The 19,679-nt window shown below is 74.9% G+C and carries 18 protein-coding genes; 12 read left to right on the forward strand and 6 right to left on the reverse strand.

The genetic code is table 11. The features are described from left to right. Positions 1–129: 129 nt before the first annotated feature. The 7 genes from ABEB07_RS26180 to ABEB07_RS26210 all read left to right on the forward strand — a co-directional run bounded on the left by ABEB07_RS26180 (position 130) and on the right by ABEB07_RS26210 (position 7,857). Positions 130–1,953 (forward strand): thiamine pyrophosphate-requiring protein, encoded by a 1,824-nt coding sequence (locus ABEB07_RS26180; RefSeq protein ID WP_345670561.1) that lies wholly within the window; start codon positions 130–132, stop codon positions 1,951–1,953. Between the two features lie 88 nt (positions 1,954–2,041). Then, complete coding sequence (locus tag ABEB07_RS26185) at positions 2,042–3,799, forward strand: glycoside hydrolase family 15 protein (RefSeq protein ID WP_345670562.1); 1,758 nt, start codon at positions 2,042–2,044, stop codon at positions 3,797–3,799. Positions 3,800–3,809: 10 nt separating this feature from the next. Continuing rightward, positions 3,810–4,823: an SDR family oxidoreductase gene (locus tag ABEB07_RS26190; RefSeq protein WP_345670563.1), complete on the forward strand. Its 1,014-nt coding sequence runs from the start codon at positions 3,810–3,812 to the stop codon at positions 4,821–4,823. Between the two features lie 52 nt (positions 4,824–4,875). After that, a complete protein-coding gene (locus ABEB07_RS26195; protein ID WP_176151455.1) occupies positions 4,876–5,454 on the forward strand; it encodes a MarR family winged helix-turn-helix transcriptional regulator in 579 nt (192 codons plus the stop codon). A 63-nt stretch (positions 5,455–5,517) separates the two neighbouring features. Continuing rightward, complete coding sequence (locus ABEB07_RS26200; RefSeq protein ID WP_345670564.1) at positions 5,518–6,198, forward strand: ABC transporter permease; 681 nt, start codon at positions 5,518–5,520, stop codon at positions 6,196–6,198. 22 nt (positions 6,199–6,220) lie between these two features. Then, on the forward strand, positions 6,221–6,895 hold the full coding sequence (locus ABEB07_RS26205) for an ABC transporter permease (protein WP_345670565.1): 675 nt from the start codon (positions 6,221–6,223) through the stop codon (positions 6,893–6,895). After that, on the forward strand, positions 6,892–7,857 hold the full coding sequence (locus tag ABEB07_RS26210; protein ID WP_425589078.1) for an ABC transporter substrate-binding protein: 966 nt from the start codon (positions 6,892–6,894) through the stop codon (positions 7,855–7,857). Before ABEB07_RS26205 ends, ABEB07_RS26210 begins: the two co-directional genes overlap by 4 nt. A gap of 18 nt (positions 7,858–7,875) precedes the next feature. Here ABEB07_RS26210 and ABEB07_RS26215 read toward each other — a convergent pair whose 3' ends face one another. From ABEB07_RS26215 to ABEB07_RS26230, 4 genes are read right to left on the reverse strand one after another with little or no spacing between them, the layout of a single operon-like run. Then, on the reverse strand, positions 7,876–9,030 hold the full coding sequence (locus tag ABEB07_RS26215) for an ATP-binding cassette domain-containing protein (RefSeq protein WP_345670566.1): 1,155 nt from the start codon (positions 9,028–9,030) through the stop codon (positions 7,876–7,878). A 4-nt stretch (positions 9,031–9,034) separates the two neighbouring features. Beyond that, positions 9,035–9,700 (reverse strand): LutC/YkgG family protein, encoded by a 666-nt coding sequence (locus ABEB07_RS26220; RefSeq protein ID WP_176151459.1) that lies wholly within the window; start codon positions 9,698–9,700, stop codon positions 9,035–9,037. Further along, complete coding sequence (locus tag ABEB07_RS26225) at positions 9,697–11,208, reverse strand: lactate utilization protein B (RefSeq protein WP_425589079.1); 1,512 nt, start codon at positions 11,206–11,208, stop codon at positions 9,697–9,699. Before ABEB07_RS26225 ends, ABEB07_RS26220 begins: the two co-directional genes overlap by 4 nt. Beyond that, complete coding sequence (locus ABEB07_RS26230; RefSeq protein WP_345670567.1) at positions 11,205–11,960, reverse strand: (Fe-S)-binding protein; 756 nt, start codon at positions 11,958–11,960, stop codon at positions 11,205–11,207. The genes ABEB07_RS26225 and ABEB07_RS26230 overlap by 4 nt, the downstream gene beginning before the upstream one ends. Positions 11,961–12,271: 311 nt before the next feature. Here ABEB07_RS26230 and ABEB07_RS26235 point away from each other — a divergent pair, with 311 nt between their 5' ends. The 3 genes from ABEB07_RS26235 to ABEB07_RS26245 all read left to right on the forward strand — a co-directional run bounded on the left by ABEB07_RS26235 (position 12,272) and on the right by ABEB07_RS26245 (position 15,456). Further along, positions 12,272–13,573, forward strand: a complete 1,302-nt coding sequence (locus ABEB07_RS26235; protein ID WP_345670568.1) for an alpha/beta fold hydrolase — start codon at positions 12,272–12,274, stop codon at positions 13,571–13,573. Positions 13,574–13,664: 91 nt separating this feature from the next. Next, a complete protein-coding gene (sigJ, locus tag ABEB07_RS26240; RefSeq protein WP_345670569.1) occupies positions 13,665–14,606 on the forward strand; it encodes an RNA polymerase sigma factor SigJ in 942 nt (313 codons plus the stop codon). Between the two features lie 10 nt (positions 14,607–14,616). Next, a complete protein-coding gene (locus tag ABEB07_RS26245; protein WP_345670570.1) occupies positions 14,617–15,456 on the forward strand; it encodes a pentapeptide repeat-containing protein in 840 nt (279 codons plus the stop codon). Here the strand turns inward: ABEB07_RS26245 and ABEB07_RS26250 are convergent. Then, the gene (locus tag ABEB07_RS26250) at positions 15,418–16,971 is read right to left on the reverse strand and encodes a cytochrome P450 (RefSeq protein ID WP_345670572.1); all 1,554 of its coding nucleotides are present in this window, start codon (positions 16,969–16,971) and stop codon (positions 15,418–15,420) included. The two genes, ABEB07_RS26245 and ABEB07_RS26250, sit on opposite strands and share 39 nt — an antisense overlap. A gap of 141 nt (positions 16,972–17,112) precedes the next feature. On the opposite strand from ABEB07_RS26250, the gene ABEB07_RS26255 reads away from it, so the two are divergent. Both ABEB07_RS26255 and ABEB07_RS26260 read left to right on the forward strand, forming a co-directional pair. Beyond that, on the forward strand, positions 17,113–17,724 hold the full coding sequence (locus ABEB07_RS26255) for a TetR/AcrR family transcriptional regulator (RefSeq protein ID WP_176151465.1): 612 nt from the start codon (positions 17,113–17,115) through the stop codon (positions 17,722–17,724). Between the two features lie 143 nt (positions 17,725–17,867). Further along, a complete protein-coding gene (locus tag ABEB07_RS26260) occupies positions 17,868–18,593 on the forward strand; it encodes a DUF2470 domain-containing protein (protein ID WP_176151466.1) in 726 nt (241 codons plus the stop codon). Here the strand turns inward: ABEB07_RS26260 and ABEB07_RS26265 are convergent. After that, positions 18,561–19,679 (reverse strand): lactonase family protein (locus ABEB07_RS26265; protein ID WP_425589080.1); only part of this gene is annotated, 1,119 nt, incomplete at its 5' end. The two genes, ABEB07_RS26260 and ABEB07_RS26265, sit on opposite strands and share 33 nt — an antisense overlap.

Consider the following 19,679-nt stretch of genomic DNA (forward strand, 5'->3'; position numbering starts at 1 on the left):
GCGGCCACCGCGGGCGCCGCGGCGCTCACCGCGGCGGAGGCGGTCGCCGCCGGGCGCGCCGCCCTCGGGCGGCTCGGCCGCCCCTGACCGCGCCCGACGAGAAAGCACTCTCCCGAAAGGTCGTCGAACATGTCGATGAAGGTCTCCGACCACGTCCTCGAGCGCCTGCGCGACTGGGAGGTGGAGTATGTCTTCGCCTACCCGGGCGACGGCATCAACGGGCTGCTCGCCGCCTGGGGCCGGGCCGACGACAACCCGCGGTTCATCCAGGCCCGGCACGAGGAGATGGCCGCCTTCGAGGCCGTCGGCTACGCCAAGTTCTCCGGCAAGGTCGGCGTGTGCGCCGCCACCTCGGGACCCGGCGCGATCCACCTCCTCAACGGCCTGTACGACGCCAAGCTCGACCACGTCCCCGTCGTCGCGATCGTCGGCCAGACCAACCGCAGCGCCATGGGCGGCTCCTACCAGCAGGAGGTCGACCTGCTGAGCCTCTACAAGGACGTGGCCTCCGACTTCTGCGAGATGGTCACCGTCCCCGAGCAGCTGCCCAACGTGCTCGACCGGGCGATGCGCACCGCCATGGCCCGCCGCTCGGTGTGCGCCGTCATCATCCCCGCCGACGTGCAGGAACTGGACTACTCGCCGCCCGAGCACGCCTTCAAGATGGTGCCCTCCAGCCTGGGCATGCCGCACTACGCGCCGGTCCCCGCCGACGACGACCTCGCGCGGGCCGCCGAGGTCCTCAACGCGGGCGAGAAGGTCGCCATCCTCATCGGACAGGGCGCGCGCTCGGCCCGCACCGAGGTGATGAGCGTCGCCGACCGCCTCAACGCGGGCGTCGCCAAGGCGCTGCTGGGCAAGGACGCCCTCGACGACGACCTGCCCTACGTCACCGGCTCCATCGGCCTGCTCGGCACCCGGCCGTCGTACGAGATGATGATGGACTGCGACACTCTTCTCGTCATCGGATCCTCCTTCCCCTACACGCAGTTCCTGCCGGAGTTCGGGCAGGCGCGCGCCGTGCAGATCGACATCGACCCGCACATGGTCGGCCTGCGCTACCCGTTCGAGGTGAACCTGGTCGGCGACGCCCGCGAGACCCTGACCCGGCTGCTGCCCCTGCTCAAGGCGCACAAGAACAAGAGCTGGCGCAAGAAGATCGAGAAGGACGTGTCCCGCTGGTGGGAGGTGATGCAGCGGCGCGCCGCCGTGGACGCCGAACCCATCAACCCCGAGTACGTCGCCCACGCCCTCAGCGACCTGCTGCCCGAGAACGTCGTCGTCGCCGCCGACTCCGGCTCCGCCGCCAACTGGTACGCCCGCCACCTCAAGCTGCGCGGCGCCATGCGCGGCTCGCTGTCCGGCACCCTCGCCACCATGGGACCGGGCGTGCCGTACGTGATCGGCGCCAAGTTCGCGCACGGCGACCGCCCCGCGATCGCGCTGGTCGGCGACGGCGCCATGCAGATGAACGGCATGGCCGAGCTGATCACCATCCACAAGTACTGGCGCGAATGGCAGGACCCGCGCCTGATCGTGGCCGTCCTCAACAACCAGGACCTCAACCAGGTCACCTGGGAGATGCGCGCCATGTCCGGCGCCCCCCAGTTCGAGCCCTCCCAGTCCCTCCCCGACGTCGCCTACGCCGACTTCGCCCGCTCCCTGGGCCTGCACGGCATCCGCGTCGAGAAGCCCGGCGAGGTGCGGGGCGCCTGGGAGGCCGCCCTCGCCAGTGACCGGCCCTGCGTGCTCGACTTCGTCACCGACCCCGCCGTCCCGCCGATCCCGCCGCACGCCAGTCTCGACCAGATCGAGGCCGCCGCGACCTCGATCCTCAAGGGCGACAGCGACCGCACCGCCATGGTCCGCCAGGGCTTCAAGGCCAAGGTGCAGGAGTTCCTGCCCGGCGGCCGGCACCGCGAGGACCGGCCGGGCGCGCAGGACGGCAAGTGACGAACGCTCGGGCCGCGGCGGGGACGGGCGCCGCGACGCGCGCCCCCGCCGCCGGGGACCCCGACCCGAACGGCGGGACCGCACCGACATGAGCACCGCACCCTTCCCGCCGCACGCGCTGCACGACTACGCGCTGCTGGCCGACGGGGAGCGCGGCGCCCTCATCGGACCGGACGGCGCCGTCGGCTGGCTGTGCGCGCCCGCCTGGCACGACGACGCGGTCTTCGCCTCCCTGATCGGCGGCCGGGGCGGCTACGCCGTCACCCCGCGCGGCCGCTACGTCCCCGGCGGCTACTACGAGGAGGGCACCCTGATCTGGCGCAGCCGCTGGATCACCACCGGCGGTGTCGTCGAGTGCCGCGAAGCGCTCGCCTTCCCCGGCGAGGCCGGCCGCCTGGTGCTGCTCAGGCGGCTGACCGCCGTCGACGGCACCGCCCGCGTACGGGCCGTGCTCGACCCGTACGCCGACTACGGCCGCACCGCCCCGGCCGCCCCGCACCGCGGCGAGGACGGCGTGTGGTACGTCAACGCCGGGCACCATCGCCTGCGGTGGCAGGGCGCGCCGACGGCGACCGTGGGCGCGGACGGCCTGAGCGCCGACCTGCTCCTGCGGCCCGGCGAACGCCACGACCTGGTCCTGGAGTGCTCCGACGGGCCGCTGCCGCACACCCCGCCGGACCCCGACGCGGCCTGGGCGGCCACCGAACGGGCCTGGCGCGCGAGCGTGCCCCCGCTGGAGCGGACCGTCGCCCCGGGCGACGCCCGCCGCGCCTACGCCGTACTGCGCGGACTGACCACGCACGGCGGCGGCCTGATCGCCGCGGCCACCACCAGCCTGCCCGAACGCGCCGAGGCCGGCCGCAACTACGACTACCGGTACGTGTGGATCCGCGACCAGAGCTACGCGGGACAGGCCGCCGCGGCCGCGCAGGCCCCCGAACTCCTCGACGCCGCCGTCCGGTTCGTCGGCGAGCGCCTGCTGTCCGACGGCCCCCGTCTGGCCCCCGCCTACACCCTGCACGGCGGGCCGGTGCCCGAGCAGCACGAGCTGGACCTGCCCGGTTACCCGGGCGGCTCCAGCCGGACCGGCAACCATGTCCGCAAGCAGTTCCAACTGGACTGCTTCGGCGAGGCGTTGCTGCTGTTCGCCGCCGCCGAGCGGGCCGGCCGGCTGGACGGCGAGGGCTGGAAGGCCGCCGACCTCGCGGTCCGGGCCGTCGCCGACCGGTGGCGCGAACCGGACGCCGGCGTCTGGGAGCTGGAGCCCAGGCAGTGGACGCACAGCAGACTCACCTGCGTGGCCGGGCTGCGCGCCTTGGCCGGCGCCGCGCCCCGGCACCCGCTCGCCGACCCGTGCGCGCACCTGGCCGACACCCTCTTCGCCGAGGTGTGCGCGAGCGCCGTCCACCCCGACGGGCACTGGCAGCGCGCCCCCGACGACCCGAAGGTCGACGCCGCGCTGCTGATGCCGGCCCTGCGCGGCGCCGTGCCCGCCCACGACCCGCGCGCCCGGGCCACCCTCGCCGCCTGCCGCGACCAGCTGGCCCGGGACCACTTCCTCTACCGCTTCCGCCACGACGACCGGCCCCTGGAGCGGGCCGAGGGCGCCTTCCTGCTGTGCGGGTTCGTCATGGCGCTGGCCGAGCACCAGCAGGGCGACGAGGTCGCGGCGCACCGCTGGTTCGAACGCAACCGCGGGGCCTGCGGGGCGTCGGGCCTGTACGCGGAGGAGTTCGACATCGCCCAGCGCCAACTGCGCGGCAATCTGCCCCAGGCCTTCGTCCACGCCCTGCTGCTGGAGAGCGCGGCCCGTCTCGCCACGCCGTCCGCGCCCACCGCCGAGTAAGGAGCCCACCATGTCCCAGACCGTCGTCATCACCGGCGCCAGCGCCGGCATCGGCCGCGCCACCGCCCGCCTCTACGCCCGGCGCGGCGCCCGCGTCGTCCTCGTCGCCCGCGGCCGTACCGGCCTGGACAACTGCGCCGAGGAGGTCGAGTCGCTCGGCGGCCGGCCCCTGGTCCAAGTGGCCGACGTCGCCGACCCCGAACAGGTGGAGGCCGTCGCCGAGGCCGCCGAGCGCGCGTTCGGGCCCGTCGGCGTCTGGATCAACTGCGCCTTCAGCACGGTGTTCGCCCCGTTCGAGGAGGTCACGCCCGAGGAGTACCGGCGGGCGACCGAGGTGACCTACCTCGGCTTCGTCAACGGCACCAGGACCGCGCTCAAGCGGATGCTGCCGCGCGACCGGGGCACCATCGTGCAGGTCGGCTCGGCGCTGGGGGAGCGGTCGGTGCCCCTCCAGTCCGTGTACTGCGGCGCCAAGCACGCCATCAACGGCTTCACCTCCTCCCTGCGCACCGAACTGCTGCACCGCGGCAGCAACGTGCACGTCACGATCGCCCAGATGCCCGCCGTCAACACCCCGCAGTTCTCCTGGGTCACCACCCGGCTGCCCAGGCACCCGCAGCCCGTCCCGCCGATCTACCAGCCCGAGGTCGCCGCCCGGGGCGTCCTGCACGCGGCCGACCACCCGCGCCGCAAGCAGTACTACATCGGCGCCACCACCGTCGCGACCCTCTGGGCCAACCGCCTCGCCCCGGCCCTGCTCGACCGCTACCTGGCCCGTACCGGCTTCGACTCCCAGCAGACCGACCTGCGGCCCCCGACCGGCGAGAGCAACCTCTTCGCCCCCGTGGACGGGCCGCGCGGCCACGACCACGGCGCCCACGGCATCTTCGACGAGGCGTCGCACGACCGCTCCCTGCAGGCCACCCTGTCCCGCCACCCCGCCGCCCTCGCCGCCGCCTTCGCCCTGGGCGGCGCCGCCACCGCCGCGGCGCTGGGCCGGCGCGGCCGTACGAGCGCGGCCTGAGGCGCCGGCCGGGCCCGACGGGCGGCAGCGCGCGACCGCGGAAGGGGGCGCCATGGCACAGCACCACGACGACCGGGGCCGGACCCCGTCGCGCGCCCGGCCCGCGCGGCACGGCCTCGACCACGAGGCCGAGGAACTCAGCATCGCCGTGATGACCGCCTCCCGGCTGTTCGTGGCGATCTCCGCCCGCGCCCTGGCCCGCACCGACGACTCGCTCACCCTGCCCCAACTGCGCGCCCTGGTCGTCCTGGACACCTGCGGACCGGTCAAACTCGTCACCCTCGCCGCCACCCTCGGCGTCAACCCGTCCACGGCCCTGCGCATGGTCGGCCGGCTCGAAGCGCTCGACCTGGTCGACCGCAGGACCAACCCCGCCAACCGGCGCGAGGTCGCCCTCAGCCTGACCCCGGCCGGCCACGACCTGGTCGGCCGGGTGCTCACCCACCGCCGCGCCGAGATCCGCACCCTGGTGCGGCGGCTGCCCGCGGCCCAGCGCGCGGTGCTGGTCCCCGCCCTGCACGCCCTGACGGCCGCCGCAGGCGAGCTCGCGGTGGACGCCCACGACGACGCCCGCGCCGACCGCGGCATCGTCGACGACCCCCTGGACCCCGCCGCGCCCCCCGAGCCGTGACCGCCGCCCCCGGACGGGCCACCCCAGCGCGCCGAACCGGCGGCCCGCCGGTGCAATGGAGAGGTGACCGGGCCCCCGGACGACTGCCTTGCCCGCAACGAGTGGATCTGCGGCGCCTACCTGAGCACGCGCCGCCACATCCTCCTGGACGCGGTGCTCCAGCACCTCCAGCTCACCGCTGTGTCCGTGCTCATCGGCCTCGCCGTCGCCGTCCCGCTCGCCGTGCTCGCCCGCCGCTGGAAAGCGGCCGCCGGACCCGTTCTCGCCGTCACGACCGTCCTCTACACCATCCCCTCACTGGCCATGTTCTCCCTGCTCCTGCCCCTGTACGGACTCTCGGCCACACTCGTCGTCGCCGGGCTGGTGCTGTACTCGCTGACCCTGCTGGTGCGCAACCTCCTGGCCGGACTGCGCGCCGTGCCCGAGGAGATCAGACAGGCCGCCCTCGGCATGGGCTACGGCCCCGCCCGGCTGCTCCTCACCGTCGAACTGCCGCTCGCCCTGCCCGCCGCGATGGCCGGACTGCGCATCGCCGCCGTCTCCGCCGTCTCCCTGGTGACGGTCGGCGCGATCGTCGGCTTCGGCGGCCTGGGCAACCTCATCTACGCGGGCATGAACACCTACTTCAAGGCCCAGGTGCTCACCGCCTCCGTGCTGTGCGTGCTGATCGCCGTCGCCGCCGACCTGCTCCTGCTCGGCCTCCAGCGCCTCCTCACCCCCTGGACCCGGCCGGACCGCGCGTGAACGCCCGCACGGAGGACCGCACATGACGACCCTGACCGACGCCTGGGCCTGGCTCACCGACCCCGCGCACTGGCCCGGCGACGACGGCATCGCGCACCGCCTGCTCCAGCACCTCTGGCTCACCGTCGTCTGCCTGGCCGTCAGCTGCCTGATCGCCCTGCCCGTCGCCCTCCTGCTAGGCCACCTCGGCAAGGGCGGCGCCCTCGCCGTCAACATCTCCAACGCCGGCCGCGCCGTGCCCACCTTCGCCGTCCTCGTCCTGCTGCTCCTCACCCCGGTCGGCCGCTGGGGCGAAGGGCCCACCGTCGTCGCCCTGGTGCTGTTCGCCGTGCCGCCGCTGCTCACCAACGCCTACGTCGGCATGCGCGAGGTCGACCGGGACGTCGTCCAGGCCGCGCGCGGCATGGGGATGACCGGCGGGCAGCTGCTGCGCCGCGTCGAACTGCCCCTCGCCCTGCCGATGGTGCTCACCGGGGTGCGGATCGCCGCCGTCCAGCTCGTCGCCACCGCCACCATCGCCGCGCTGGCCGGCGGCGGCGGCCTCGGCCGGATCATCACGGCGGGCTTCAACCTGGCGAGCACCCCGCAGGTAATGGCCGGCGCCGTCCTCGTCGCCGCCTTCGCCCTGGCCGTCGAAGCGGTCTTCGTCGCCGTCGAACGGCTGGCCCCGGCCCGCGCGAGGGGCGGCGGCCGGTGAGGACGCCGCTGGGCGGGGCGCGGCCGGCGCGGGCCCTGCTCGCCCTGCTCCCGCCGCTCCTGCTCGCCGCCTGCGCCACCGGCCCCGCCCTGGAACAGCGCGACCAGGTCACCGCACCGCCCGGCGACAGCCGGCGCCTGACCATCGGATCAGCCGGCTTCACCGAAAGCGACCTGCTCGCCCAGATGTACGCCCTGCTGCTGAACCGGGCCGGCTACCGGACCGAGCTGATCACCGTCGCCAACCGCGAACTGTACGAACCCGCCCTGGAGTCAGGACGCATCGACGTCGTCCCCGAGTACGCCGCCACCCTCGCCGACTGGCTCAACGCCAAGGCGCACGGCCCCGACGCGCCCCCGGCCGGCTCGCCCGACCTCGCCGCCACCCTGAGCGCCCTGCGCCGCCTGGCCGCGCCCCGCGGCCTGACCGTCCTCGACCCCGGCCGGGCCGTCGACCAGAACGCCTTCGCGGTCAGCGCCTCCTACGCCCGCGAGCACCGCCTGAAGACCCTCAGCGACCTCGGCGCCGCCCGGCTCGGCGTCCGGCTCGCCGCCGGGGACGAGTGCGTGCGCCGGCCCTACTGCGCACCGGGCCTGAAGAAGACGTACGGCATCCGCGTCACCGGCGTCGACCCCAAGGGCGTCGGCACCACCCCGGCGAAGCAGGCCGTGCGCAGCGGCCGCGACCAGATGGTGCTGACCACCACCACGGACGCCACCCTCGACGCCTTCGGCCTGGTCGTCCTCGCCGACGACAAGCACCTCCAGAACGCCGACTACGTCGTCCCGGTCGTCAACCGCGCCCGCGCCGGCGGTCCCGGCGTGACCCGGGTCCTGGACCGGCTGAACCGGGTGCTGACCACGGCGGACCTGGCGTCGATGAACCGACAGGTCGACAGCTGGCGCCGGCTGCCCGCCGACGTGGCCCGCGCCTACCTCGTGGACAAGGGCCTGCTGAAGTGACCGGGCCGCGACGCCGCCTCACGCGTCGGCCACCGAGTCGAAGCCGACCTGCCCGCGCGGCACCCCGAGCGCGTCCGCGTCCACCGAGCGGCGCAGCGCCTCGTGCAGCTTCGCCGGCGTCAGCACCCCGCAGAACCGGGCGCCGTCCAGCACCGCGACCCAGCCCGCGTCGTGCTGGAGCATCACCCCGAACGCCTGCTTGAGCGGCGCGCCCACCGGCACCCAGGCGTTCATCCGGTGGGCCAGATCACCGACCGAGCCGCCCGCAGCCAGCGCGTCGAGCCCCACCCAGCCGTGCAGATCACCGGCCGCGTCCAGCACCACCGCCCAGCGCGCCCCCTCGGCCCGCAGCCGCCCGGCGGCCCGCCCGGCCGGCTCGTCCAGGCGGGCGACCGGCGGCTGCTCCAGGTCGCCCCGCTCCACCGCCGTCACCGACAGCCGCTTCAGCCCCCGGTCGGCGCCCACGAACTCGGCGACGTAGGAGGTGGCCGGGCTGCCCAGCACCGCGCCCGGCGTGTCCAGCTGCTCGATGCGGCCCCGCCCGTACACGGCGATCCGGTCGCCGAGCCGCACCGCCTCCTCGATGTCGTGCGTGACCAGCAGCACCGTCTTGCGCACCGCCGCCCGCATCCGCAGGAACTCGTCCTGCAACTGCTCGCGCACCACCGGGTCCACCGCCCCGAACGGCTCGTCCATCAGCAGCACCTCGGGATCGGCGGCCAGCGCCCGCGCCACCCCGACCCGTTGCCGCTGCCCGCCCGACAACTGCCGCGGATAGCGCGGCCCGTACGTCTTCGGGTCCAGCCCCACCAGGTCCAGCAGCTCGGCGGCGCGCGCCCGTGCCCGCGCCCTCTTCCAGCCGAGCAGCGCCGGCACGGTCGCGGTGTTGTCGAGGACGGTGCGGTGCGGGAAGAGGCCGACCTGCTGGATGACGTACCCGATGCGGCGGCGCAGCCGCACCGGGTCGAGTCCGGCGACGTCCTCGCCGCCCACCAGGACGCGGCCCGAGGTCGGTTCGACCAGGCGGTTGACCATCATCATCGTGGTGGTCTTGCCGCAGCCGGACGGGCCCACGAGGGTGACGAGCTCGCCCTCCGCCACCTCGAAGCTCAGGCCGTCCACGGCCGTGGTCCCGTCCGGGTAGCGCTTGGTGACCTGCTCGAACCGGATCATTCCCTCACGCTAGCCGCGCCGGTCGCGCTCCGCTCACCAGCACCACCTCCAGGCAGCGCGGCCCGTGCACCCCCTCCACCCGGTCCAGTTCGATGTCACTGGTCGCCGACGGGCCGGAGATCCAGGTCAGCGGGTGCGCCGGGGTGAGCCGCTCCAGGGCCTCGGGCACCGAGGACACCACCTGCTCGGGCACCCGGACGACGCAGATGTGATGGTCGGGGACGAGCGTGACGCGGCGCCGGCCCTGGTCGGGGGAGCCGTCCAGGACGATCGTGCCGGTCTCGGCGATCGCGACGGCGCAGCCGGTGACCACGCTGTCGACGCGGTCCAGTTCGCCCGGCGTGGCGTCGGCCCGGTCCGCGACCTGCTGGACCGCCGTCGCCGACAGCCACGCCTCGTCCAGTCCCGGCGGCACCAGGACGCCCGTGGAGTCGCGCTCGCCGAGCAGATGGGCGATCAGCGCGGGCAGTCCCGCCGCGTCGCAGCGGTGCACCACGGCCCGGTAGTCCACCAGGTTCTCGGCCAGCAGATCCACCGTCTCTGCCGCGCTCCGCTCGCCGTGCCGGCGCTGGTAGTCACGCGGCACCGCCTGCTCGTACGGCGTGTCGTCACGCGGCACACCGGCCAGCGCGCGCCGCACCCGGCCCAGGATCCGGTCCCTGCTGCTCACTTCTCCTCCTCCTCGCCCCCGTGCGTGCGCTGCCACCAGTCCCGGAACGGCTCGGCGGGCAGCGCGGGCAGATCCCGCGTCCCCGTCCACGCCCGGCCGGGCCCCGGCAGGGTGCGCGGCCGGAACCGGCGCACGCGCGCGGCCAGCCGCTGCCCGCCGCGCAGCGCTCCCGGACGACCGAACGCCCAGCGGGCCGCGCGCATCGCCACCCGCTCGGCGCCGTGGCCCCGGGCCGGCCTGAGCACCACCCTGTTGCCTCCGCGGGTGACCTCGCCGCCCTGGGCGACGCGCTCGCGCAGGTGCACCAGCACCTCGGGGATGTCGATGGCGACCGGGCAGACCTCGTAGCAGGCGCCGCACAGCGAGGAGGCGTACGGCAGCGAGGCGTCGATCGCGCTGCGCGTGCCGCGCAGCTGGGGGCTGAGGATGGCGCCGATGGGGCCGGGGTAGACCGAGCCGTAGGCGTGCCCGCCGGCGCGTTCGTAGACCGGGCAGACGTTCAGGCAGGCCGAGCAGCGGATGCAGCGCAGCGCCTGGCGGCCGACCTCGTCGGCGAGGGTGTCGGTGCGGCCGTTGTCGAGCAGCACCAGGTGGAACACCCGGGGGCCGTCGCCGTCCGTGGTGCCGGTCCACATGGAGGTGTAGGGGTTCATGCGCTCGGCGGTGGAGGAGCGGGGGAGGGTCTGGAGGAACACCTCCAGGTCCCGCCAGGTCGGCACGATCTTCTCGATGCCGACGACGGAGATCAGCGTCTCGGGCAGGGTCAGGCACATCCGCCCGTTGCCCTCGGACTCCACGACCACCAGGGTGCCGGTCTCGGCGACCACGAAGTTGGCGCCGGAGATCCCGACCTTGGCGCGCAGGAACTTCTCGCGCAGGTGCAGCCGGGCCGCCTCGGCGAGTTCGGCGGGCGTGTCGGTGAGGTCCGCGGGGGCGGGGCGGCCCCACTCGCTCATCTCGGAGCGGAAGATGTCCCGGATCTCCCCGCGGTTGCGGTGGATCGCGGGCACCAGGATGTGCGAGGGCCGGTCCTTGCCCAACTGCACGATCAGCTCGGCCAGATCGGTCTCGTAGGCGCGGATGCCCTCGGCCTCCAGCGCCTCGTTGAGGCCGATCTCCTGGGTGGCCATCGACTTGACCTTGACGACCTCGCGCTCGCCGGTGGCCTTCACCAGGCCGGCGACGATCCGGTTGGCCTCCTCGGCGTCGGCCGCCCAGTGCACGGTGCCGCCCGCCGCGGTCACCGCCTCCTCCACCCGCACCAGATAGCGGTCCAGGTGCCGCAGGGCGTGGTCCTTGATCCGCCGGCCCGCCTCGCGCAGCTCGGCCCAGTCGGACACCTCCGCCACCGCACCGGCCCGCTTGGCGCGGATGGTGTGCGTGGCATGGCGCAGGTTGCCGCGCAGCCGCTCGTCCCGCACGGCGTCGTGCGCCGCCTCGGGGAAGGGCGGGAACTCCGGCCGCCCCGGCGGGGGAAGTCCGGGCATCCCCAGATCGGTCGTGCTCATGCCGCCGGGTCCTCCTCCGTGCTCGCCAGGATCTCCGCGATGTGCACCGGCCGCATCCGGGTGCGCAGCCGGCTCATGGTCCCGCCCAGGTGCATCAGACAGGAGTTGTCGCCCGCGCACAGCACCTCGGCACCGGTCGACTCGGCGTTGCGCACCTTGTCGGCGCCCATCGCCGCCGACACGTCCGGGTTCTTCACCGCGAAGGTGCCGCCGAAGCCGCAGCACTCGTCGGCGCCGGGCAGTTCGACCAGATCCAGTCCCCGCACCGCCTGGAGCAGCCGCCGGGGCCGGTCCCCGAGACCGAGGCCGCGCAGCCCGTGGCAGGTGGGATGGTAGGTCACCGTGTGCGGGTAGTAGGCCCCCACGTCCGTCACCTCCAGCACGTCCACCAGGAACTCCGTCAGCTCGTACGTCTTCGGGACCACCGGCGCCAGCACCCGTTCCAGGGTGTCGCCGCGTCCTTCGGCCCGCGCCCGTTCGCCCAGCCGCGGGTACAGCTCCCGCACCATCGCCCCGCACGACCCGGACGGCGTGACGATCGCCTCGTAGTCCGCGAAGACCTCGCTGAAGCGGCGGGCCAGCGGCTCGGCCTCGTGCCGGTACCCGGTGTTGTAGTGGGCCTGCCCGCAGCACGTCTGGGCCATCGGGAAGTCCACGTCGACGCCCAGTCTGCGCAGCAGCCGCACCACGGCGCGCCCGGTGTCGGGATAGAGCGTGTCGTTGACGCAGGTCAGGAACAGGGCGACACGCATCGCGGCTCCTCCTCATAGATCATCGGACGAAGGCAGCGTAGCCAGCCCGGGCGAGCCGCGGCAGACGCCGGCACACGGCGTGGCGGCGCGGCGCCCCGGCCGTGCCCTGGCCGCACCTCGGCCGCGCCCCGGCGCCACCCGGCCACATCCCGGCCGCGCTCGTCCGCCCCCCGGCCGCATCCCGACCACGCCCCGGCGCAGAGCGAAACGGCACCCCGGCCGCGATCCGCGTCCGACCCCGGGCCAGGCGCGCGGCGGCACATGTGCTGGACTGGGCCGCGGCCGTACCACCCTCCGCCCGGGGAGACCTCTTGTCCGTCAGTTACCGCCAGCCCGGCGTCGTCCTCACCGACCGCTTCTTCACCGTGCCGCTCGACCACGACGACCCGGCCGGCGAGACGATCGACCTGTACGCCCGTGAGGCCGTCGCGAGCGACAGGGCGGACCGGGACCTGCCGTGGCTGCTCTACCTCCAGGGCGGCCCCGGCTTCGGCGCGAACCGCTTCGTCGGCCGGCAGGCCTGGCTCGGGCGGGCGCTGGAGGAGTACCGGGTGCTGCTGCTCGACCAGCGCGGCACCGGCCGCTCCACCCCGGCCAACCGCCAGACGCTCCCGCTGCGCGGCGGCCCGGCCGCACAGGCCGACCACCTCGCCCTCTTCCGCGCCGACTCGATCGTCCGCGACTGCGAGGCGATCCGCCCCCAGGTGACCGGCGGCGCCCCCTGGACCGTCCTCGGCCAGAGCTTCGGCGGCTTCTGCGCCACCGCCTACCTCTCCACCCACCCCGAGGGCCTGGCCACCGCCCTGATCACCGGCGGCCTGCCGAGCCTGGACGCCCACGCCGACGACGTCTACCGCGCGGCCTACCCGCGCATCGAACGCAAGGTCGCCGCCCACTACGACCGTTATCCCATGGACGTCGAACGCGCCCGCCGCATCGCCGAACACCTCCTCACCCGCGAGGTGACGCTCCCGAACGGCTACCGGCTGACCGTCGAGGCATTCCAGTCGCTCGGCATCGTGCTCGGCGCCGGCGACGGCAGCCACCGCCTGCACCACCTCCTGGAGGACGCCTTCGTCCCCACCCCGGCGGGCCGCGAACTCTCCGACGCCTTCCGGGAGCAGGTCCAGGGCCTGCTGTCGTACGCCGCGCACCCGCTGTACGCCCTGGTCCACGAGGCCTGCTACGGCCAGGGCCGGCGCCCCACCGCGTGGGCGGCCGAACGGGTGCGCGCCGAGTTCGAGCGGTTCGACGCGGCCAGGGCCGTCGCGGACGGGGCGCCCCTGCTGTTCACCGGCGAGTCCGTGCACCCCTGGACGTTCGCCTGCGACCCCGCGCTGCGCCCGCTGCGCGAGACCGCCGAACTGCTCGCCGCCCGCACCGACTGGCGTCCCCTGTACGACCCCGCCCGGCTCGCCGCCAACGAGGTCCCGGTCGCCGCTGCCGTGTACCACGACGACATGTACGTCGACACCGCCCACTCGCTGGCCACCGCCCGCGCGATCCGCGGTCTGCGCACCTGGGTGACCGACGAGTTCGAGCACGACGGCGTACGGGCCGGCGGCCCCCGCGTCCTGGACCGCCTCCTCGCCCTCGCCCGCGACGAGGACTGAGCGCCGGGCGGTCCGGGAATTCCCGGCTGCCGACACGCCTTCACTCCTAGGATGATCACATCGGCGGGGTTATGGCCCGGGGGGGAAGCGGATGACCGGCACGGACGACCAGGACACGCTGGCGCGGCGCTTCGAGGAGCACCGCGGCCAACTGCGCGCGGTGGCCTACCGGATGCTCGGCTCCCTGGCCGAGGCGGAGGACGCCGTCCAGGAGGCGTGGCTGAAGCTGACCCGCGCGGACGCCGCCGCCATCGATAACCTGGGCGGCTGGCTCACCACCGTGACCGGCCGGGTCTGCCTCGACCTGCTGCGCACCCGCGGCACGCGCCGCGAGCAGCCCATGGACGAGACCTTCGTCCCGGACCCCGTCGTCCGGCCCCTCACCCCGCTCGACCCGGAGGAAGAGGTGGTCCGGGCCGACTCGGTGGGCATCGCCCTGCTGGTCGTCCTGGAGACGCTGCGGCCCGACGAGCGCCTGGCGTTCGTGCTGCACGACCTGTTCGCCGTGCCGTTCGACGACATCGCGCCGGTCCTGGAGCGCTCCGCGGCCTCGACGCGGCAGCTCGCCAGCCGGGCCCGGCGCCGGGTGCGGGGCGCGACCCCGCCCGCCGACACCGACCTCGGCCGGCAGCAGCGGGTGCTGGAAGCCTTCCTCGCCGCCTCGCGCGCCGGCGACTTCGAGGCCCTGGTCGCCGTCCTCCACCCCGACGTGGTGCTGCGCGTCGACGCCGGCGCCCTCGCCCGGGGCGCCGCCGTCTCCAAGGTGGTGCGCGGCGCGCGGACGGTGGCCGCCCAGGCGCTCACCTTCTCCAGGTTCGCCGGGACCGCGCGCCTGGTCCTGGTCAACGGCGCGATCGGCCTGGCCAACGCCCCGGCGGACGGCCCGGCCTCGGTCATGGGCGTCACCGTGGCCGACGGCCGGATCACCCACCTGTACATCCTGGCCGACGGCGACCGCCTGAAGCAGCTGGGGCCGGCCGTCGGCGAGGCGGAGCGCCCGCGGCCGTCCGGGGCTCCCGCCGCAGGTCAGTAGAGTGGACGGCATGTCAGATCACAGTGTTGGACCGGGCGCCGGGTCCGAACTGCGCGGCGACTGCGCCGCCTGCTTCGGGCTGTGCTGCGTCGCCCTGCCCTTCGCCCGCTCCGCGGACTTCGCGCTCGACAAGCCCGCCGGCACGCCCTGCCCGAACCTGCGCGACGACCACCGGTGCGGCATCCACACGAAGCTGCGGGACAAGGGCTTCACCGGCTGCACCGTCTACGACTGCTTCGGCGCCGGGCAGAAGGTCTCGCAGGTCACCTTCGGCGGCCGCGACTGGCGGGCCGAGCCCGGCGCGCGGGTCCGCGAGATGATGGACGTCTTCCCCGTCGTGCGGCAACTGCACGAACTGCTCTGGTACCTGACCGAGGCGCTGACCCTGCCCGCCGCCCGTCCCGTCGGCGCCGAGCTGCGCCGGGCCCTGGAGCGCACCGAGCAGCTCACCCTGCTGCCGCCCGGGGGGCTGGCCGCGCTCGACGTCGGCGCGCACCGGCAGGAGGTCAACGTGCTGCTGCTGCGCACCAGCGAACTGGCCCGGGCACAGACGCGCGGCAAGAAGAAGGACCGCCGGGGCGCGGATCTGGTCGGCGCCCGGCTCAAGGGCGCCGACCTGCGCGGGGCGAGTCTGCGCGGCGCCTGGCTGATCGCCGCCGACCTCACCGGCGCGGACCTGCGGGGCGCCGACCTCATCGGCGCCGACCTCAGGGACGCGAACCTCACCGACGCCGATCTGACCGGCGCGTTCTTCCTGACCCAGCCGCAGCTGAACGCGGCCCGGGGCGGCGCCGGCACCCGGCTGCCGCGGTCAGTCACCCGCCCGGTGCACTGGACAGCGCGGGACTGAGCCGCCGCCGCTGCCGTCGCCGCCCGCCGGCACGGGATCGGGCTCCCGCACGGCCGGGGCGGTGCGCCGCTCCAGCCGCAGCCGCAGGCCCTCGGGCATCAGCGTCAGCCGCTCGGTGATCCGCAGCCGGTAGTCCGGTTCGGCGTGCAGGTCGTAGCGGCGCAGCAGCAGACCGAGCACGAGCGTCGCCTCGTGCAGGGCGAACTGGCGGCCGATGCAGGCCCGGGCGCCGGTGCCGAACGGCTTGAAGACGTGCGGCGGGCGGGCCCGTACCGCGGGCGCGTCGAAGCGGTCCGGGTCGAAGCGCTCCGCGTCCGGGCCCCACGCCTCGGGGTCGCGGTGCAGCATCGGGGTGAGCACCAGGGTCCAGGCGCCCCGGCGCATCGGGTGCTCGCCGGCCAGCACGGTGTCCTGCCGGGCCTCGCGGGCGAAGGCGGGCGCGGTGGGCCACAGCCGCAGCGACTCGTCCAGCACCCGGCGCACGTAGCGCAGTTTGGCCACCTGCTCGTAGCCGGGCGCGGCCGCGTCGCCCCAGACCCGGTCCACCTCGGCGCGGGCGCGCTCGGCGATCCGGGGATGCTGGGCGAGGTAGTGCAGCGCGAAGGAGAGCGCGCCGGAGGTGGTCTCGTGGCCGGCGACCAGGAAGGTGATGACCTGCCGGCGCACGTTCCGCGCCGACAGCCGCTCGCCGGTGACCGGATGGACGGTCTCCAGCATCCGGTCCAGCAGGTCGCCCTGGCCGCTCCCGCCCGCCTCGCGCCGGGCGCGCACCAAGTCGTCGACGGTCTGGTTGAGATGGTCGATGTCGGCGGCGTTGCGGCGGGTCGCGGCGCGCAGCAGGTACGGCGCCAGCGGGGCCGGGACGGTGTTCAGCCGCTGGGCGTAGGTGAGCGTGCCGACCATCGCCGTCACGAACGGGTGCGGTCGGGCGCGTTCGAACGAGCCGAAGTCGTGGCCGAACCCGGTGCGCGCGATCGTCTCCAGGGTCAGCTTGGTCATGTCGCCGGGCACGTCCACGGTGCGCCCGGCGGCCAGCTCGCGGTCCCAGTGGCCGGTGAGCCGGGCGGCGACGTCCAGCATCATCACGTGGTAGGCGGCCATCGCCTCCCGGCTGAAGCCGGGGGCCAGCACGTCGTGCGCCAACTGCCAGTTGGACTCGTGGTTGTACGCGGTGAACAGCCCGTCCCCGGCGACCGGCCGCAGATTGGCGACGCCGAGGCCGACGTGCTTGGCGAAGCGTGACTCGTCCGCGAGGTCGGCGGCCTGGCGGGCGCCCCAGGTGAACACGAACTCCTTGCCGAACACCCGGCGGCGGTAGACCCGGCCGAGGGCGCGGGCGTAGCGCATCGAGTCCTGCAACGGGCTGCGCCGGTCGGCGCCGAGCACGTCGCCGAGGAGGGGGAGCCGGTGCGGCGGGTGCGGAATGCGGTGCAGCTCGGGCCAGCCCAGTTCGGCGCTGCGGAACCCCTTCGGCAGCCCGTCTGCGGCTTCGCTTGCGCTCGTCGTCCGTGCCATGCCGCGATCTCCCCGGTCTTCGTCGATCCGGCGGACGGCGCCACGCGCGGCGGGCCGTCCGTCGCCCACGTGTTGTACGTGGGTTCAATAGCGTGTTCAGTCTGGTCCGGTCGTCGAACCGGCGTCAAGTAAGGTGCGGACATGGCCGGGAACCAGGGGGAGCAGCGCACGCGCCGTCGGCTGAGCACCGAGGAGCGCAGGGAGCAGTTGCTCTCGGTCGGGGCCCGGCTGTTCTCGGAGAGCCCGTACGACGACGTGTGGATCGAGCAGGTCGCCGAGATCGCGGGCGTCTCCCGGGGGCTGCTCTACCACTACTTCCCGACCAAGCGGGACTTCTTTGCCGCGGTGGTCGAGCGCGAGAGCGAGCGGATGCTGCGGATGACCGCGGCGGTGCCCGGCGTTCCGGTGCGCGAGCAGCTCGCGGCCGGACTCGACGCGTATCTGGAGCACGTCCGGGCGCACGCGCACGGCTACCGCGCCTTCCACCGCGCCGACGCGGCCGGCGACCAGGCGGTGCGCCGCGTCTACCGGCGGGCGCTGGCCGCGCAGGAGCGGCAGATCCTGGCCGCGCTCGCCGAGGACCCCGAGTTCGGTCCGCTCGCCGCGCGCCGTCCCGACCTCGACCTGGCCGTCCGCGGCTGGCTGGCGTTCACCACCGCCGTCTGCCTGGAATGGCTGCGCGACCCGCGGCTGAGCCGGGAGCAGGTCCGCGACCTGTGCACCCGGGCCCTGCTGGGCGTACTGACCGTCTGAGCCGCGCCGGGCGCGCCATCGTCCCGGGCCTTGCCCGGGTGTGGGCGGCGCTCCCGGGCACCCCTGTTCGACGTTCCCCCATGGTTGGCGTACGCGGCGCACTCCTATAGGTTAGGCAAGGCTTACCTAATGAGGAGGTTGGGATGGGTGACAGCCACACGTGGGCCGCGGTGCCCGGCGCGGCGCAGCGGGCCAGGTCGGTGCTCGCCGTCGCGTGGTCCTGCACGGTGACCACCGAGGGCTGCCCGGAGGAGTTCACCGGCGCGCACTCCGTGACCGGTGACGGACGGGTGCTCCTGCGCGCCCCCGAGGACAGCGCCCTGTCCGCCGCAGCGCTGCTCGCCCCCCGCGGCGAACTCCCCGCCCTGCTGGAGTTCGCCGACGTCGCGCCCGTCCCGGTGCGCAACCGGATCCGCGCCCGGCTGCGGCTGGCCGGCCGGTTCACCCGGGCCGGCGACACCCTCCTGTTCCAGCCGATGCGCGTGGTGCTGCGTCAGCCGCCCGGCGCGGTGGTGATCACCCCCGCCGACTTCGCCGCCGCCGAGGCCGACCCGCTCGCCCTGGCCGAGGCCCGGCTGCTCACCCACCTCGCCGACACCCATCCCGACGCGGTCGAACGGCTCACCCGGCTGGTCGGACCCGACAGCCTGCACGGCGCGGTGCGGGTACGGCCGCTCGCCGTGGACCGGCACGCGCTGACCCTGCGCATCGAGCGCGCCCGCACCGACGGCGACGTACGGCTGCCCTTCCACGCGCCCGCCGACGACATCGCCCAGCTCACCGAACGCATGCACGTACTGCTCGCCCAGGCCGGCAGCGCCTCCTGCGGCCGGGCCCTACAACGGCAGCGCACAGACGGCGACGGGTGAGGCGAACGGCTCGCCGGCCGGCCGCAGCGCGCCGTCGGCGCGGCCGATGCGGAAGACGCCGACCGTGCCCGACTTCTGGTTCGCCGCGAACAGCAGCGCGCCGTCGGGCGAGAAGGCGATCTGGCGCGGGAAGTCGCCGCCCGCCGGCACCGCGTCCAGGAGCCTGAGCCGGGCCCCGGCGGCCTCGACGGCGTAGCGCGCCAGGGTGTTGCGGCCCCGGTTGGCGAGGTAGGCGAACCGGCCGTCGGCCGTGACCAGGAGCTGCGCCGGGTAGTTCGTGCCCTCGCCCGGCCCCGTGCTCTGCGGCGCGCCGATGGTCAGCCGGCCGGTCGGCGGGTCGTAGGCGCACACCGTGACCGTGTCGTCCACCTCGTTGGCGAGGTACGCGTACCGGCCGCCGGGGTGGAAGGTCAGATGGCGCGGCCCCGCGCCGGGCCGCGCGTGCGCCCGGGACACCTCGGTGAGCCGGCCCGCGCGGGTGTCGAGACGGTAGGTGTAGACCGTGTCGGTGCCGAGGTCGACGGCCAGGACGTGACCGCCGTCCGGGCTGGTGACGATCTGGTGGGCGTGCGGCCCCTGCTGGCCGGGGCCGGGCGGCGGGCTGGAGTGCGTCACCAGATCGGTGCGCTCGCCGAGCGCGCCGGAGGTCTCGACGGGGTGCACGGCGACGCTGCCGGACTGGTAGTTCGCGCTCAGCAGCCAGCGCCCGCCCGGGTGCACGGACAGATGGCACGGCCCCGCCCCGCCCGTGCTCCGGGCGCCCAGCACCGTCAGGTCGGCCAGCCGTACGGCGGTCACCGCGCCGTCCTGGCGCTCGTCGACCGCGTACAGCGTGCGCCCGTCGGGATGCGCGGCGAGGTAGGACGGATCGGCCACGCCGGTCACGGCGCCGCGGCCGGTCACGGCCCCCGAGACCGGGTCGTACGCCGCCACGCCGATCCCCGGGCCGCCGCCCGCGACGGATGTGTAGGCGCCCAGGTACAGCGGCCGCGGGGCAGAGCCGTGGCGGGCGGGCCCCCGGTCGGCCGCGCTCGGCCGCGCGCCGCGGGTGTCCGGGTACCAGACGTCCTGGCCGACCGCCGCCGC

It is taken from the genome of Streptomyces similanensis (assembly GCF_039543625.1).
Taxonomy (GTDB): domain Bacteria; phylum Actinomycetota; class Actinomycetes; order Streptomycetales; family Streptomycetaceae; genus Streptomyces; species Streptomyces similanensis.

Excerpts from the sequence above, each read along its gene's own strand:
- ABEB07_RS26185 (WP_345670562.1), top strand. The coding sequence starts at position 2,042 with ATGAGCACCGCACCCTTCCCGCCGCACGCGCTGCACGACTACGCGCTG.
- ABEB07_RS26230 (WP_345670567.1), bottom strand. The coding sequence starts at position 11,960 with ATGCGTGTCGCCCTGTTCCTGACCTGCGTCAACGACACGCTCTATCCC.
- ABEB07_RS26260 (WP_176151466.1), top strand. The coding sequence starts at position 17,868 with ATGGGTGACAGCCACACGTGGGCCGCGGTGCCCGGCGCGGCGCAGCGG.
- ABEB07_RS26190 (WP_345670563.1), top strand. The coding sequence starts at position 3,810 with ATGTCCCAGACCGTCGTCATCACCGGCGCCAGCGCCGGCATCGGCCGC.
- ABEB07_RS26250 (WP_345670572.1), bottom strand. The coding sequence starts at position 16,971 with ATGGCACGGACGACGAGCGCAAGCGAAGCCGCAGACGGGCTGCCGAAG.
- sigJ (WP_345670569.1), top strand. The coding sequence starts at position 13,665 with ATGACCGGCACGGACGACCAGGACACGCTGGCGCGGCGCTTCGAGGAG.
- ABEB07_RS26195 (WP_176151455.1), top strand. The coding sequence starts at position 4,876 with ATGGCACAGCACCACGACGACCGGGGCCGGACCCCGTCGCGCGCCCGG.
- ABEB07_RS26180 (WP_345670561.1), top strand. The coding sequence starts at position 130 with ATGTCGATGAAGGTCTCCGACCACGTCCTCGAGCGCCTGCGCGACTGG.
- ABEB07_RS26245 (WP_345670570.1), top strand. The coding sequence starts at position 14,617 with ATGTCAGATCACAGTGTTGGACCGGGCGCCGGGTCCGAACTGCGCGGC.
- ABEB07_RS26215 (WP_345670566.1), bottom strand. The coding sequence starts at position 9,030 with ATGATCCGGTTCGAGCAGGTCACCAAGCGCTACCCGGACGGGACCACG.
- ABEB07_RS26205 (WP_345670565.1), top strand. The coding sequence starts at position 6,221 with ATGACGACCCTGACCGACGCCTGGGCCTGGCTCACCGACCCCGCGCAC.
- ABEB07_RS26225 (WP_425589079.1), bottom strand. The coding sequence starts at position 11,208 with ATGAGCACGACCGATCTGGGGATGCCCGGACTTCCCCCGCCGGGGCGG.
- ABEB07_RS26255 (WP_176151465.1), top strand. The coding sequence starts at position 17,113 with ATGGCCGGGAACCAGGGGGAGCAGCGCACGCGCCGTCGGCTGAGCACC.